This window comes from Pseudomonas sp. 7SR1 (assembly GCF_900156465.1).
Taxonomy (GTDB): Bacteria; Pseudomonadota; Gammaproteobacteria; order Pseudomonadales; family Pseudomonadaceae; genus Aquipseudomonas.
The window spans coordinates 4177856-4195598 of sequence record NZ_LT707064.1; the positions used below are offsets into that span (position 1 = coordinate 4177856).

Annotated in this window: 1 protein-coding gene (only partly in view); it reads left to right on the plus strand. The window is 65.0% G+C overall.

From position 1 onward, the window contains the following. Positions 1-75 precede the first annotated feature (75 nt). Positions 76-17743 carry the 5' portion of a non-ribosomal peptide synthetase gene (locus tag BW992_RS19010; RefSeq protein ID WP_083714580.1) on the plus strand. Its footprint extends 11399 nt past the window's final position, so 17668 of the gene's 29067 nt are visible here — the first part of the coding sequence; it begins with the start codon at positions 76-78; its stop codon lies off the right edge, out of view.

Here is a 17743-nt window from a genome sequence, read left to right on the forward strand (position 1 = left end):
CGTCGTTGTCGCAACCGGTTGCCGGTTCTCCCAGATGCCATCGCCGACAGGCGTTCCTGCTGCGGAGGGCCGGGTATGAACCAGTCCCTCAAGCTTGCGGCCACCTATCCGCTGACGGCGTCCCAGCGGGATATCTGGCTGGACCAGATGACCAAGGGCGATTCGCCCCTGTACACCATCGGCGGTTACCTCCATATCCAGGGCGCCGTCGATCCCCAGCGGGTCGAACAGGCGGTCGGCCTGCTGGTGCGCAAGCACGACGCCCTGCGCACGATCCTGCACAGTGACGCCGGCGCCGACGGCGTGCCCATGCAGACCCTGGTCGAATCGCTGGAGGTGCGCGTCCCGCTGATCGACGTGTCCAACCGGCCCGAACCCCAGGTCGCGGCCCAGAGCTGGGTGCAGCAGGGGCTGGAAGTGGCCTTCGCGCTGGACAAGGGCCCGCTGTTCCGCTTCTACCTGGTCAAGCTCCACGACACGTCGTTCTACTTCGTGGTCAATCTGCACCACATCATCCAGGATGGCTGGGGCATCAACCTGATGCTCGCCTCGTTCAGCGACCTCTACAACGCCCTGGAGGAAAACCGCGAACCAGACCTGTCGGCGCCGTCCTATGTCGGCTTCATCGAGGACGACGCCCGCTATCACGGTTCGGATCGTTACCTGCGGGACCAGGCGTACTGGCTGGACAAATACCAGGACGTGCCGGACCCGCTGTTCACCGCCCGTTACCGGGACCGTTTTACCGAAACCGTGGTGCCCAGCGCCCACGCCATGACGCCCTTTCCCCATACCCTGAACGAGCGCGTCGATACCCTGGCCCTCGTGCACAAGGTGTCGCGTTTCCCGGTATTGCTGGCGGCGCTGTATGTGTATTTCGTGCGCACCACCCAGCGCGACGAGCTGGTGGTGGGGCTGCCGATCCTCAACCGCTCCAATCCGGCCTTCAAGCAAACCGTCGGGTTGTTCACCCAGGTCAGCGCCATGCGCCTGCAGTTCGCCGATGACCTGCCGTTCGGTGAACTGGTCCGGGAGGTGGCGCGCGCGCTCAAGCAGGACTATCGCTACCAGCGCTTTCCCCTGAGCGATATCCATCGTTCCCTGGAGTTGCGGCGCGATAACCGCGCCCAGCTGTTCGATGTGTCGTTCTCCTACGAGGAGGAGAACTACCTGTACCGGTTCGGCGAGGCCACGGCCTATTCGGTGAAGAGTTCCAACGGCCAGGAGCAGATGCCACTGGCCATTCACGTGCGGACCAACCCCAACGAAGACAACGCCTGGCTGCACTGGATCTACAACCAGGCGTACCTGCAGGCCGATGAAGTCGAGGCCATGGCCGAGCGCTTCCAGCATGTGCTGGAACAGGGCCTGGCGGACGATACGCTGGCGGTGCGCGATTTTGTCTTGCCGACGCCAGCCGAAGCCCGCCTGCTCAAGGCCTGGAACGCGGATGGCGCGCAGCGCTACGAGCATGACCGCACCCTCCATGGCCTGTTCGAAGCACGGGCGGCTACGCAACCCAAGGCGGTGGCCGTGGTCCATGAAGGCCAGGCGCTGACCTATCGCGAGCTGAACGAACGGGCCAACCAGGTCGCTCACCGGCTGCTGGCCCTGGGGATCTTCCCAGACGATCGGGTGGCGATCTGTGTCGAGCGTGGGCTGGACATGATCGTCGGGCTGCTGGGCATTCTCAAGTCCGGTGCCGGCTATGTGCCGCTGGACCCGGCATACCCCCAGGAGCGCCTGGCCTTCATGCTGGAGGACAGCGCACCGGTGGCGATGCTCACCCAGGCGATGTTGCAAGATCAATTGCCGGAAGTCTCGGTGCCGGTGCTGTTGCTCGACCAGCCCGAAGCCGCAGGTATCGCCGCACAACCCCGGCACGATCCGAATATCGGCACCCTGGCATCCCGCAGCCTGGCCTATGTGATCTACACCTCCGGCTCCACCGGCCTGCCCAAGGGGGTGATGGTGGAGCATCGCAACGTGGCGCGGCTGTTCTCGGCCACCCGACCCTGGTTCGATTTCGGTCCCCAGGACGTCTGGGCCCTGTTCCATTCCTTCGCCTTCGACTTCTCGGTCTGGGAAATCTGGGGCGCGCTGACCCACGGCGGCCGCCTGCTGGTGGTACCGCAACTGGTGAGCCGTTCGCCGCAGGATTGCTACACGCTGCTGTGCGAGGAGGGCGTCACGGTACTGAACCAGACGCCGAGCGCCTTCCGCCAACTGATCGCGGCCCAGGGCGAAAGCGAGCTCAGGCACAGCCTGCGCCAGGTGATCTTCGGTGGCGAAGCCTTGGAGACCGGCATTCTCAAACCGTGGTATGCCCGGGAGATCAACGCCGGCACGCAACTGGTGAACATGTACGGCATCACCGAAACCACCGTGCACGTGACCTACCGCGCGCTACACGCGGCGGACGCGCAACTGGTGGGCGTCAGCCCGATCGGCAAGCGGATCCCCGATCTGCGCCTGTACCTGCTGGACAAGTACGGCAAGCCGGTGCCCAAGGGGGTGGACGGCGAGCTGTATGTGGGGGGCGCGGGTGTGGCGCGTGGCTACCTTAACCGCCCGGAGCTCAATGAAACACGCTTCCTGCCCGATCCGTTCGACGACGATGCGAACGCGCGGATGTACCGCACTGGCGATCTGGGACGCTGGTTGAGCAACGGTGAACTGCAATACCTGGGGCGTAACGACGAACAGGTGAAGATCCGTGGCTTCCGCATCGAACTGGGGGAGATCGAGGCCAGGCTGGCCGCGTGCCAAGGCGTCCGCGAAGCGGTGGTCATCGCGCGCGAGGACGAGCCGGGGGACAAGCGCCTGGTGGCGTATGTACTGTCCCGGGACGGGGTCGCCTTGTCCGCTGCCCAGTTGCGTGGCGAGTTGCTGGGCTCGCTGGCGGACTACATGGTACCGAGCGCCTTCGTGATGCTCGACGCCTTCCCGCTGACCACCAACGGCAAGCTCGACCGCAAGGCGCTGCCCGCACCCGACTCCCAGGCCTATGCCCGACGCAGCTATGAGGCACCGGTGGGCCAGGTCGAAACCACCCTGGCCGCGCTGTGGGCCGAGCTGCTCGGTGTCGAGCAGGTGGGGCGCCACGACCGCTTCTTCGAACTGGGCGGTCACTCGCTGCTGGCGGTCAAGCTGATCGAACGCATGCGCCAGCTGGATCTGGACCCGGATGTACGGGTGCTGTTCGGCCAGCCGACCCTGGCCACCCTGGCGGCCGCCACGGGAGACAGCGGTGGCGTCGCAGTACCGGCCAACCGGATCGCCCATGACACCACGCGCATCACCCCGGACATGCTGCCCCTGGCCGACCTGGACCAGGCCGCCATCGACCGCATCGTCGCCACCGTGCCGGGGGGCGTGACCAACGTGCAGGACATCTATGCCCTGGTGCCGTTGCAAGAGGGCATCCTCTACCATCATCTGGCAACCACCGAAGGCGATCCATACCTGTTGCAGGCCCTGTTGCGCTTCGACAGTCGCCAGCGACTGGACGCTTTCGCCCAGGCTCTGCAGGCCGTGATCGCCCGGCACGATATCCTGCGCACCTCGGTGGCCTGGGAAGGGCTGGAGGAGCCGGTGCAAGTGGTCTGGCGCGAAGCGCCGCTGACGGTGCAGCAAGTGCACCTGGACCAGGTCGACGGCGATATCGCCGGCCAATTGCAGAGCCGCTTCGACCCACGCCACACCCGTTTCGACCTGCGCTTGGCGCCGATGATGCGCATCCACTTCAGCGAGGATCCCGCCGACGGCAGTTGGGTGGCAGTGCTGTTGTTCCATCATTTGATCGATGACGCCACATCTCTCGGCATGCTGGGCAAGGAAATCGAAGCACACCTGGAAGGGCGCGCAGCGGCGTTGCCGGTGTCGGTGCCTTACCGCAACTATGTGGCCCAGGTGCGCCTGGGCAGCGATAGCTCGCCACACGAGGCGTTCTTCAGCGAGATGCTCGGGGATGTCGACGAGCCGACATTGCCGTTCGGCCTGCAGGATGTGCAGGGTGACGGCAGCGGTATCGAGGAGGCGACGCTGGCCGTGGACACCGGGTTGGCCAGGCGCCTGCGCGCCCAGGCCCGGCGGCTGGGGGTGAGTACCGCCAGCCTGCATCACCTGGCCTGGGGCCAGGTAGTGGGGCGTCTGTCCGCTCGCCAGGACGTGGTGTTCGGTACCGTGCTGATGGGCCGCCTGCACAGCGGCCAGGATACCGGCCATGCCCTGGGCATGTTCGTCAACACCCTGCCGTTGCGGGTCGAGGCCGGCGCCCAGGGCGTGCTTGCCGCGCTCAAGACCACCCATGGCCGATTGGCCACCCTGCTGAGCCATGAACATGCGCCGTTGGCCCTGGCCCAGCGTTGCAGTGGCGTGGCCGCGCCGACGCCGTTGTTCAGCGCGCTGATGAACTACCGCCAGACCGCCGTTGCGGCACAGGCACCCAAGGATGCAGGCCAGGCGCGGGTCTGGGCCGGGGCGCGGATCCTCGCAGGGGAAGAGCGCACCAACTACCCGCTGTCGCTGTCGGTGGATGACCTGGGCGAATCGTTCGGGCTGACGGTCCAGGCCGTGGCCGGGATCGGTGCGCAGCGGATCTGCGGCTACATGCACACCATGCTCGAATCGGTGGCCGATGCCCTGGACGGCGACGTGGCTACGCCGCTGCACAGCCTGGCCTTCGTACCCGCCGCCGAGCGTCGGCAATTGCTGGACGAGTTCAATGCCTTCGATGCGGCGTACCCGTCGGGGTTGCGGGTCCATCAATTGTTCGAAGCCCAGGTGCGCGCCCAGCCCGACGCCATCGCGTTGAGCTATCAAGGCCAGCACCTGACTTACGCGCAACTGAACCGTCTGTCCAATCAGATTGCCCATCGGCTGCTGGAGTTGGGCATCCGTGTCGACGATCGGGTGGCGATCTGCATGGAACGCGGCCTGGAAATGGTCGCCGGGCTGGTGGCCATCCTCAAGGCCGGTGCCGGCTACGTGCCGCTGGACCCGGCGTATCCCATCGAGCGCCTGGCGTACATGCTGCAGGACAGCGCGCCCAAGGTGCTGCTGACCCAGGACTCGTTGCAGGAGCGTTTCTCGCAATCAGGCGTGCCCGCGCTATTGCTCGACGCTCAGGCACGCGACGCCTTCGACATCAGTTCGCAACCCACCAGCGATCCGGATGTGCCGGCGAGCGACGACAGCCTGGCCTATGTCATCTACACCTCGGGTTCCACCGGGCAACCCAAGGGCGTGGCGATGGGGCACCGGGCCCTGGTCAACCTCATGCAATGGCAGGGCGCGCAAGCGGCTCAGCATGGCAGGCGTGGGGCGCGCACCTTGCAGTTCGCCGCGCTGGGCTTTGACGTGGCGTTCCAGGAAATCTTCAGCACCCTGTGCGACGGTGGCGAACTGTCCCTGATCCATGCTGACATCCGCCTGAATTTCCACCGTCTGTTCGAGCACATCCGTCAACAGCGCATCGAGCGCCTGTACCTGCCGTGCATCGCCCTGCAGGCCCTGGCTGAGGCGGTGGTGGGCGAGCATCGGGACACGCCCCTGGAGTGCAACCTGCGGGACGTCATCACCGCAGGCGAGCAGTTGCGCATCACGCCCCAGATCCGCGCCTTGTTCGAACGCCTGGATGGCTGCCGCCTGCACAACCACTACGGGCCGACCGAGTCCCATGTCACCACGGCGCTGACTTTGCCGGACGCTGTCGCGGCCTGGCCGACGTTGCCGGCGATCGGTCAGCCGGTGGCCAATACCCGCATCTATCTGCTGGACGAACACCTGCAACCGGTGCCGGTTGGCGTGGCGGGCGAGATCCACATCGGTGGCGTCTGCGTCGCCCGTGGCTACCTGAACCGCGACGACCTGACTGCGCAGCGTTTCATCCGCGACCCGTTCGCCAGCGATGGGCAGGCACGCCTGTACAAGACCGGCGACCTGGGGCGCTACCTGCCCGATGGCCATATCGAATACCTGGGTCGTAACGACGACCAGATCAAGATCCGCGGCTTCCGTGTCGAGCTGGGGGAAATCGAGGCCAGGCTCTGCCAGCACGCCGGTGTGAAAGAGGCGGCCGTGGTCGCCCGTGAGGACAGCCCCGGCGACAAGCGCCTGGTGGCCTACATCACCGCCCAGTCCACTGATGCCGTGGCCGAGGCTGATGACCTGCGTGCGCACCTGCAAGCGCTGCTGCCGGACTATATGGTCCCGGCGGCCTTCGTGCGCCTGGAAAAACTGCCGCTGTCACCCAATGGCAAGCTGGACCGTCGTGCGTTGCCGGCCCCGGAAGCGGATGCCTTCGCCAGCCGTGCGTACGAAGCGCCGCTGGGGGAGGTGGAAACCACGCTGGCAGGCTTGTGGGCCGAGGTGCTCGGTGTCGGGCAGGTGGGACGGCACGATCATTTCTTCGAGTTGGGCGGACATTCGCTGCTGGCGGTGAAACTGATCGAACTGATGCGCAAGGCCGGCCTGAGCGCCGATGTGCGGGTGCTGTTCGGTCAACCTACCTTGGCCGCCCTGGCGGCGGCCGTGGGCGGTCGCGCCGAGATCAGCGTGCCGGCCAACGGCATTCCCGCCGGGTGCCAGCGCATTACGCCGTCCATGCTGGCGCTGGTGAGCCTGGACCAGGACACCCTCGACCGGATCGTCGCCGGTGTGCCGGGCGGTGCCGGCAACGTGCAGGACATCTACCCCCTGGCGCCGTTGCAGGAGGGCATCCTTTATCACCACATCGCCGCCGAACAAGGCGATCCCTACCTGCTGCAAGCCACGTTCGCCCTGGACAGCCGCCCTCGGCTCGACGACTTCGTGGCTGCCTTGCAGGCGGTGATCGATCGCCACGATATCCTCAGGACCGCGCTGCTTCGCGAAGGCCTCGACGCGCCATTGCAGGTGGTACTGCGCCAGAGCCGGCTGACGCTCGAAGAGCAGGCCCTCGACCCGGCCGAAGGCGATATCGCCGCGCAGTTGCAGGCGCGGTTCGATCCTCGTCATTGCCGGCTGGACCTGGACAAGGCGCCGCTGATGCGCCTGGCCTGCGCCTGGGACAGCGTTCACCAGCGGTGGGTCGCGGTTCTGCTGTTCCATCACATCGCCCTGGACCACACCGCCCTGGACGTGATGCAGGAGGAGATGCTGGCGTTCCTCGCGGGCGAGGCTGACCGCCTGGAGGCGGCCATGCCTTACCGCAACTACGTGGCCCAGACGCTGTTGGGGGTACCCCGTGAGCAGCATGAGCGTTTCTTCCGCGACATGCTCGCCGATGTGGAGGAGCCGACGCTGCCGTTCGGCCTGCGGGAAGTCCAGGGTGACGGTCGGGGCATCGAGGAGGTCAAGCTGAACCTCGATCCCACGCTGTGCCGGCGCCTGCGGCAGCAGGCGCGCCAACTCGGCGTGAGCGCGGCAGCCTTGCATCACCTGGCGTGGGCACGAGTGCTGGGACGTGTGTCCGGTCGCGAGGATGTGGTCTTCGGTACGGTGTTGCTGGGCCGCATGCAAAGCGGCGAAGGAGCCGATCGGGCCTTGGGCATGTTCATCAACACCCTGCCGTTGCGAGTCGACGTGGGAGGGCAGCCGGTACGCGCCGGGGTCAAGGCGACCCACGCACGGCTGACGGCCCTGTTGGGCCATGAGCACGCCTCCCTGGCCCTGGCCCAGCGCTGCAGTGGCGTACCGGCATCGTTGCCGCTGTTCAGCGCCTTGCTCAACTACCGCCACAGCCCGTCCCAGGAGGGCGAGAGTGTCGACCGCTGGGCCGGTACGCAAGTGCTGCAGGTCATGGAGCGGACCAACTATCCGTGCATGTTGTCGGTGGACGACCAGGGCGAAGGGTTCCTGCTGAGCGTGCAGACCGCCGGTGCGGTGGATGCTCGCCAGGTCGGTGGCTACATGCAGACAGCATTGGCGAGCCTGGTGGAGGCGCTGGAGTTCGCCCCCGACACCGCCGTCAATGACCTGGAGATCCTGTCCGAGTCCGAGCGGCGGCAGGTGTTGCAGGCGTTCAACGCCACCCAGGCCGAATACCCGCTGGCGCAGACGATTCACGGGCTGTTCGAAGCGCAAGTTCAGCGCACGCCGGAGTCGTTGGCGGTGCTGCATCGCGGACAACGCCTGAGCTATCGCGAACTGAACGAGCGGGCCAACCGCCTGGCCCATTACCTGCGCAAGCAGGGGGTGAAACCCGATTCCCGGGTGGCGATCTGTGTCGAGCGAAGCCTCGACATGGTGGTAGGCCTGTTGGCGATCCTCAAGGCCGGCGGCGGTTACGTACCGCTGGACCCGGCCTATCCGGCGGACCGGATCGCCTACATGCTGGAAGACAGCGCCCCGGCAGCGGTGCTGGCCCAGGCGGCGACGCTTGGATTGTTGGCCGGCGCTGCGATGCCGGTCATCGATCTGGGTAGCGAACTTTGGCAGGACGAGTCCGTCCTGAATCCGCAGGTTCCGGAACTGACTTCCGCGCACCTGGCCTATGTGATCTACACCTCCGGCTCCACCGGTCTGCCCAAGGGCGTGATGATCGAGCACCGCAACACGGTGAACTTCCTGACCTGGGCACAGCGTTCCTTCGACTCTGAAACCTTGTCGAAGACGCTGTTCTCCACTTCGCTGAACTTCGACCTGGCGGTCTACGAGTGCTTCGCGCCGTTGACCTGCGGTGGCAGCATCGACGTGGTCGCCAATGTGCTGGAACTGCAACAGGGCGAGCACGACATCACCTTGATCAACACGGTGCCGTCGGCCCTCAAGGCACTGCTGGAATCCGGTGGCTTGGGCGAGGGTGTCGAGACCGTCAACGTGGCGGGTGAAGCCCTCAAGCGCAGCCTGGTGGAAGCGCTGTTCGAGCAGACTTCCGTCAAGCGCCTGTGCAACCTCTATGGCCCATCGGAAACCACCACTTACTCAAGCTGGGTATCGATGTCCCGCGAAGAGGGTTTCGCTGCGCATATCGGTAAACCGGTGGCCAATACCCAGTTCTATCTGCTGGATGAACAGCGACAACCGGTGCCATTGGGTGTGCCAGGAGAAATCTATATCGGCGGTGCCGGTGTGGCGCGCGGTTACCTCAATCGCGATGACCTCACCGCCGAACGCTTCCTGAAGGACCCGTTCAGCCACGAAACCAACGCCCGGATGTACAGGACCGGCGACCTGGGGAGATACCTGCCGGACGGCAATATCGAATACCTGGGTCGTAACGACGATCAGGTGAAGATCCGTGGTTTCCGCATCGAACTGGGGGAGATCGAAGCACGGCTCGCTGGGCATGAAGCGGTAAAAGAGGCGGTGATCCTGGCCCGTGAGGACGTCCCCGGCGATAAACGCCTGGTGGCCTATTTCACCGAGTCCCGGGCTGTGGACATCGAGGCCCTGCGCAGCCACCTGCAAGGGCAATTGCCGGACTACATGGTGCCCGTGGCCTACGTACGCCTGGACGCCTTGCCGTTGACCCCCAATGGCAAGCTGGACCGCAAGGCCTTGCCGGCACCGGATCTGGATGCAGTGATCACCCGTGGCTACGAAGCCCCGCAAGGCGACGTCGAAACCACCCTGGCGCAGCTCTGGCAGGCGCTGCTGAGTGTGGAACAGGTCGGTCGCCATGACCATTTCTTTGAACTGGGCGGTCATTCCCTGCTGGCTGTCAGCCTGATCGAGCGGATGCGCCAGGTGGGCCTGAGTGCCGACGTGCGCGTGCTGTTCGGCCAACCCACCCTGGCCGCGCTGGCCGCGGCCGTCGGCCGCCATGACAACCAGGAAGTGCAGGTTCCGGCGAACCTGATCGCACCCGATTGCCAACGCATCACACCGGACCTGCTGCCGCTGGTGGCCTTGTCCCAGGAGGCCATCGATCGGATCGTGGCGAGCGTGCCGGGTGGTGCGGGCAATGTGCAGGACATCTATCCCCTGGCGCCGTTGCAGGAAGGCATCCTTTATCACCATCTCGCCGCCAGACAGGGCGATCCCTACGTATTGCAGGCGCAGTTCGCCTTCGACAGCCGCGAACGCCTGGATGACTTCTCCCTGGCCTTGCAGGGTGTGATCGACCGCCATGACATCCTGCGCACTTCCATGGCCTGGGAAGGGCTGGAGGAGCCGGTGCAGGTGGTCTGGCGCAAGGCAGTGTTGGGCGTCGAGCAGATGCGCCTCAGTCCTGGCGACGGCGACGTCGCTGGCCAGTTGAAGGCGCGTTTTGACGCCAGTCATCATCGCCTGGATATTCGCCAGGCACCGCTGATGTGCATTCGATTTGCCGAGGATGCGCCCAACCGGCGTTGGGTGGCGAGCCTGCTGTTCCATCACATGGCGCTTGACCATGCGGCGCTGGAAGTGGTTCGGCACGAGATGCAGGCCCACCTGCTGGGGCAGGCTGGCCGGTTGGGCGATGCGGTGCCGTATCGCAACTATGTGGCCCAGGCGCGCCTGGGCGTGAGCCCTGAAGAGCACGAAGAATTCTTCCGCGATATGCTCGGGGGTGTCGACGAGCCGACGCTGCCTTTCGGCTTGCAGGATGTTCGCGGCGATAACGCCGTCATGGAGGAAACCCGACAGGACGTCGCGATCGATCTGAGTCAACGCCTGCGCGCCCAGGCCCGGCGCCTGGGGGTGAGCGCGGCTGCCCTGCATCACCTGGCCTGGGCTCAGGTGCTGGGCCGGGTCTCGGGCCGTGAGAAGGTGGTGTTCGGCACGGTACTGATGGGCCGGATGCAGGGCGGCGAGGGCGCCGACCGGGCGCTGGGGATGTTCATCAATACACTGCCCATCTGTGTACCGGTGGGTGGGCGCGTGCGGGACAGTGTATTGGCGACGCACGCTCGACTGTCCGGATTGCTGGGGCATGAACACGCCTCCCTGGCACTGGCCCAGCGTTGCAGCGGGGTAGCCGCGCCGACACCGTTGTTCAGCGCGCTGCTCAATTATCGTCATACCAGCGCCGAGTCCATTACGTTGCACATGTCATCGGCCTGGCAAGGGATCGAGGCATTGGGTGGCGAAGAGCGCACCAACTATCCATTGACGTTGTCGGTGGACGATCTCGGCGAAGGCTTCAGTCTCACCGTCCAGGCGGTGACCGGTATCGACGCGGCACGGGTCGGTGCCTACATGGAAACGGCCCTGGCGAGCCTGGTGGAGGCCCTGGAGCATGCGCCGGAAAATCCATTGGCCGACCTGTCGATCTTGCCGGCGACGGAACGCGAAGAGTTGCTGGTGGGCTTCAACGCCACCCAGGCCGAATACCCGCTGGCGCAGACGATTCACGGGTTGTTCGAAGCGCAAGTTCAGCGCACGCCGGAATCGCTGGCGGTGCTGCATCGCGGACAACGCCTGAGCTATCGCGAACTGAACGAGCGGGCCAACCGCCTGGCCCATTACCTGCGCAAGCAGGGGGTGAAACCCGATTCCCGGGTGGCGATCTGTGTCGAGCGAAGCCTCGACATGGTGGTGGGCCTGTTGGCGATCCTCAAGGCCGGCGGCGGTTACGTACCGCTGGATCCGGCTTACCCGGCGGACCGGATCGCCTACATGCTGGAAGACAGCGCCCCGGCGGCGGTGCTGGCCCAGGCGGCGACGCTTGGATTGTTGGCCGGCGCTGCGATGCCGGTCATCGATCTGGGCAGCGAACTTTGGCAGGACGAATCCGTTCTGAATCCCCAGGTTCCGGAACTGACCTCGTCGCACCTGGCCTATGTGATCTACACCTCCGGTTCCACCGGTCTGCCCAAGGGCGTGATGATCGAGCACCGCAACACGGTGAACTTCCTGACCTGGGCGCAGCGTTCCTTCGATGCGCAAACCCTGTCGAAGACGCTGTTTTCCACTTCTTTGAACTTCGACCTGGCGGTCTACGAGTGCTTCGCGCCGTTGACCTGCGGTGGCAGCATCGACGTGGTCACCAACGTGCTGGAACTGCAACAGGGCGAGCACGACATCACCTTGATCAACACGGTGCCATCGGCCCTCAAGGCATTGCTGGAATCCGGTGGCTTGAGCGAGGGTGTCGAGATCGTCAACGTGGCGGGCGAGGCCCTCAAGCGCAGCCTGGTGGAAGCGTTGTTCGAACAAACCCAGGTCAAGCGTTTGTGCAACCTGTATGGCCCATCGGAAACCACCACTTATTCAAGCTGGGTATCGATGTCCCGCGAAGAGGGTTTCGCTGCGCATATCGGTAAACCGGTGGCCAACACCCAGTTCTATCTGCTGGATGAACACCGTCAACCGGTGCCATTGGGCGTACCGGGAGAGATCTATATCGGCGGTGCCGGTGTGGCGCGCGGTTACCTCAATCGCGATGACCTCACTGCCGAACGCTTCCTGAAGGACCCGTTCAGCAGCGAAACCAACGCCCGGATGTACAGGACTGGCGACCTGGGTCGCTACCTGCCGGACGGCAATATCGAATACCTGGGCCGTAACGACGACCAGGTGAAGATCCGTGGTTTCCGCATCGAACTGGGGGAGATCGAAGCCAGGCTCGCTCAGTATCCAGGTCTCCAGGAAACCGTGGTCCTGGCGCGCGAGGACATACCCGGCGATAAACGTCTGGTCGCCTATTTCACTCAATCCCGGACGAATGAGGCCGTGGACATCGAGGCGCTGCGCAGCCACCTGCAGGGGCAACTGCCGGCATACATGGTGCCGATGGCCTATGTCCGTCTCGATGCCTTGCCGTTGACCCCCAACGGCAAGCTGGACCGCAAGGCCTTGCCGGCGCCAGACCTCGACTCGGTCATTACCCGAGGCTATGAAGCCCCTCAAGGCGACGTCGAAACCACCCTGGCGCAGCTCTGGCAGGCGCTGCTGGGTGTGGAACAGGTCGGTCGTCACGACCATTTCTTCGAACTGGGCGGTCATTCCTTGCTGGCTGTCAGCCTGATCGAGCGGATGCGTCAGGTGGGCCTGAGTGCCGACGTGCGCGTGCTGTTCAGTCAACCCACCCTGGCTGCGTTGGCCGCCGCGGTGGGTGGCAGCAATGAAATCGTGGTACCGGCCAACCGGATCCCGTCTGGCTGTACGCGGATCACCCCTGACATGCTGCTCCTGGCCGACCTGGACCAGGAGACCCTCGACCGGGTCGTTGAAACGGTGCCCGGTGGCGCTCGCAACGTGCAGGACATCTACCCCCTGGCGCCGCTGCAGGAAGGCATTCTTTATCACCATCTCGCCGCCCGGCAGGGCGACCCCTACGTGCTCCAGACCCAGTTCGCCTTCGCAACCAGGGAGCGCCTGGAAGACTTCTGCCGTGCGTTGCAGCAGGTCATCGACCGCCACGACATTCTCAGGACCGCGGTACTCTGGGAAGGGCTCGATCAACCCTTGCAGGTCGTCTGGCGCGAAGCAGCGCTGATGCAGGAAGAGGTCGCACTGGACCCGGTCGACGGCGACATGGCGGCGCTGCTGTACCAGCGCTTCGACTCGAGGCATCACCGCCTGGATATCACCCGGGCCCCGATGCTGCAACTGGTCTATGCCCATGACACCGATACGGATCGCTGGCTGGCGATGCTGTTGTTCCACCATATGGCACTGGACCACACCGCGATGGACGTGGTGCGCCACGAGATGCAGTTGCATCTGCTGGGCCAGGCCGATCGTCTGGGCGCTGCGATGCCGTATCGCAACTATGTGGCCCAGGCGCGTCTGGGCGTGAGCCCTGAAGCGCACGAAGCGTTCTTCCGCGAAATGCTGGGCGATGTGGACGCACCGACCCTGCCGTTCGGCCTGCAGGATGTACAGGCCACGGGGCAGGGTATCGAGGAGGCCACGCGGGTACTCGCCCATGATCTGGGCCAGGGCTTGAGAGCGCGAGCCCGTCACCTGGGCGTGAGCGCCGCGAGCCTGGTCCATCTGGCCTGGGCGCAGGTGCTGGGGCGAGTGACCGGCCAGGACGATGTGGTGTTCGGCACCGTGCTGATGGGCCGGATGCAGGGCGGCGAGGGGGCTGATCGAGCCTTGGGCATGTTCATCAACACCTTGCCGTTGCGGGTGCGCGTGGGGTCAACCGGCGTCCGTGCCGGCGTGAAAGCCACCCACGCACGACTGGCTGCGTTGCTGGCCCATGAGCACGCCTCGCTGGCGCTGGCGCAACGCTGCAGCGGTGTGGCTGCGCCGACGCCGTTGTTCAGCGCCTTGCTCAACTACCGCCACAGCGCACCGACGGCGTCCAGCGAGGCGCTGCCGGCCTGGAACGGTATCGAGGTGCTCGGTGGCGAGGAACGCACCAACTATCCGCTGATGCTGTCGGTGGACGACCTGGGCGACGGCTTCAGTCTCACCGTCCAGGCGGTGACCGGTATCGACGCGGCACGGGTCGGTGCCTACATGGAAACGGCCCTGGCGAGCCTGGTGGAGGCCCTGGAGCATGCGCCGGAAAATCCATTGGCCGACCTGTCGATCTTGCCGGCGACGGAACGCGAAGAGTTGCTGGTGGGCTTCAACGCCACCCAGGCCGAATACCCGCTGGCGCAGACGATTCACGGGTTGTTCGAAGCGCAAGTTCAGCGCACGCCGGAATCGCTGGCGGTGCTGCATCGCGGACAACGCCTGAGCTATCGCGAACTGAACGAGCGGGCCAACCGCCTGGCCCATTACCTGCGCAAGCAGGGGGTGAAACCCGATTCCCGGGTGGCGATCTGTGTCGAGCGAAGCCTCGACATGGTGGTGGGCCTGTTGGCGATCCTCAAGGCCGGCGGCGGTTACGTACCGCTGGATCCGGCTTACCCGGCGGACCGGATCGCCTACATGCTGGAAGACAGCGCCCCGGCGGCGGTGCTGGCCCAGGCGGCGACGCTTGGATTGTTGGCCGGCGCTGCGATGCCGGTCATCGATCTGGGCAGCGAACTTTGGCAGGACGAATCCGTTCTGAATCCCCAGGTTCCGGAACTGACCTCGTCGCACCTGGCCTATGTGATCTACACCTCCGGTTCCACCGGTCTGCCCAAGGGCGTGATGATCGAGCACCGCAACACGGTGAACTTCCTGACCTGGGCGCAGCGTTCCTTCGATGCGCAAACCCTGTCGAAGACGCTGTTTTCCACTTCTTTGAACTTCGACCTGGCGGTCTACGAGTGCTTCGCGCCGTTGACCTGCGGTGGCAGCATCGACGTGGTCACCAACGTGCTGGAACTGCAACAGGGCGAGCACGACATCACCTTGATCAACACCGTACCGTCCGCCCTCAAGGCACTGCTGGAATCCGGTGGCTTGGGCGAGGGTGTCGAGACCGTCAACGTGGCGGGCGAAGCCCTCAAGCGCAGCCTGGTGGAGGCGCTGTTCGAGCAGACTTCCGTCAAGCGCCTGTGCAACCTGTATGGCCCATCGGAAACCACCACTTATTCAAGCTGGGTATCGATGTCCCGCGAAGAGGGTTTCGCTGCGCATATCGGTAAACCGGTGGCCAACACCCAGTTCTATCTGCTGGATGAACACCGTCAACCGGTGCCATTGGGCGTACCGGGAGAGATCTATATCGGCGGTGCCGGTGTGGCGCGCGGTTACCTCAATCGCGATGACCTCACTGCCGAACGCTTCCTGAAGGACCCGTTCAGCAGCGAAACCAACGCCCGGATGTACAAGACCGGCGACCTGGGGAGATACCTGCCGGACGGCAATATCGAATACCTGGGTCGTAACGACGATCAGGTGAAGATCCGTGGTTTCCGCATCGAACTGGGGGAGATCGAAGCACGGCTCGCTGGGCATGAAGCGGTAAAAGAGGCGGTGATCCTGGCCCGTGAGGACGTCCCCGGCGATAAACGCCTGGTGGCCTATTTCACCGAGTCCCGGGCCGTGGACATCGAGGCCCTGCGCAGCCATCTGCAAGGGCAATTGCCGGATTACATGGTGCCCGTGGCCTACGTACGCCTGGACGCCTTGCCGTTGACCCCCAACGGCAAGCTGGACCGCAAGGCCTTGCCGGCGCCAGACCTCGACTCGGTCATTACCCGAGGCTATGAAGCCCCTCAAGGCGACGTCGAAACCACCCTGGCGCAGATCTGGCAAGCGCTGCTGGGCGTGGAACAGGTCGGTCGTCACGACCATTTCTTCGAACTGGGCGGTCATTCCCTGCTGGCCGTCAGCCTGATCGAGCGGATGCGCCAGGTGGGCCTGAGTGCCGACGTGCGCGTGCTGTTCGGCCAGCCAACGCTATCGGCGCTGGCGGCGGCAGTGGGCGGGTACTGCGAAGTCGAGGTGCCGGCCAACGGCATTGCCCGGGATTGCACGAGAATCATGCCGGACATGCTGTCGTTGACCAGGCTGGACCAGGAGGCCATCGACCGGATCGTGGCGAGCGTGCCGGGTGGTGCGGGCAATGTGCAGGACATCTACCCCCTGGCACCGCTCCAGGAGGGGATTCTCTACCATCATCTGTCGGCCGAGCAGGGCGACCCCTATCTCCTTCAGGCGCTGTTTGGCCTGCGAGACCGGCAGCGCCTCGATGATTTCATCCTTGCGTTGCAGAGCGTCATCGATCGCCACGACATCTTGCGTACCGCGATCGTGTGGGAAGGCCTCGACGAACCTCAGCAAGTGGTCTGGCGCCAGGCGCCGCTGAAGCTGGAAGCGTTCGAGCCGGACCCGCAAGGCGCAGGCATCGTCGAACAGTTGCAACAACGTTTCGATGCCCGGCTCTATGGGCTGGACATGACCCAGGCACCGTTGATGCACCTGGCCTTCGCCGAAGACAAGCCCAACCAGCGCTGGGTCGCCCTGCTGCTGTTCCACCACATCGCCCTTGACCATACGGCGCTCAAAGTGGTGCAGCGCGAAATGCAGGCGCATCTGCTGGGGCAAGTCGGGCAACTGGATGCGGCAGTGCCTTATCGCAACTATGTGGCCCAGGCTCGCCTGGGCGTGAGCCAGGAAGAGCACGAGGCGTTCTTCCGCGACATGCTCGGCGACGTGGAGGAGCCGACCCTGCCGTTCGGCTTGCAACAGGTGCAGGGGGACGGCCACGACATCGAAGAAGCCGGCCGATTGCTCGAGCGCGATCTGAGCCGTCGTCTGCGGCGTCTTGCGCGCCGGTCCGGCGTGGGGACGGCCAGCCTTTGTCACTTGGCCTGGGCGCAAGTCCTGGCCTGTGTCTCGGGCAAATCCGAGGTGGTGTTCGGTACGGTGCTGCTGGGCCGGATGCAGGGCGGCCAGGGTGCCGACCGCGCATTGGGCATGTTCATCAATACCTTGCCCCTTCGCGTCAGCGTCGATGACCAGGATGTCCGCACGGGTGTCCAGGCCGTCCATGGGCGTCTCACCGCGCTGTTGGGCCATGAGCACGCCTCGCTGGCCCTGGCGCAACGCTGCAGTGGCGTGAGCGCACCGGCACCGCTGTTCAGTGCCTTGCTGAACTACCGCAACTCCAGTGAACAGGTCGATGCGCTGGAGGTTGACGCTGCCTGGCAGGGCATCGAGACGCTGGACGGCGAATCACGTACCAACTATCCCCTGACGTTGTCGGTGGATGACCTGGGCGAGGATTTCGCCCTGACCGTCCTGGTGAAGAACGGCATCGGCGCGCAGCGGGTCTGCGCGTATATGGAGCGCGCGCTGCAGAGCCTCGCCACGGCACTGGAGTCCAGCCCGGCTACACGTCTGCACGACCTGGCTGTGCTGCCCCATGCCGAACGCGAGCGGGTACTGGAGGCGTTCAACGCGACCACACGCGCCTATCCACGGGACAAGACCGTCCATGCCGTGTTCGAACAGCAGGCGCAGGATTGTGCGGATGCCATCGCCGTGGTGCACG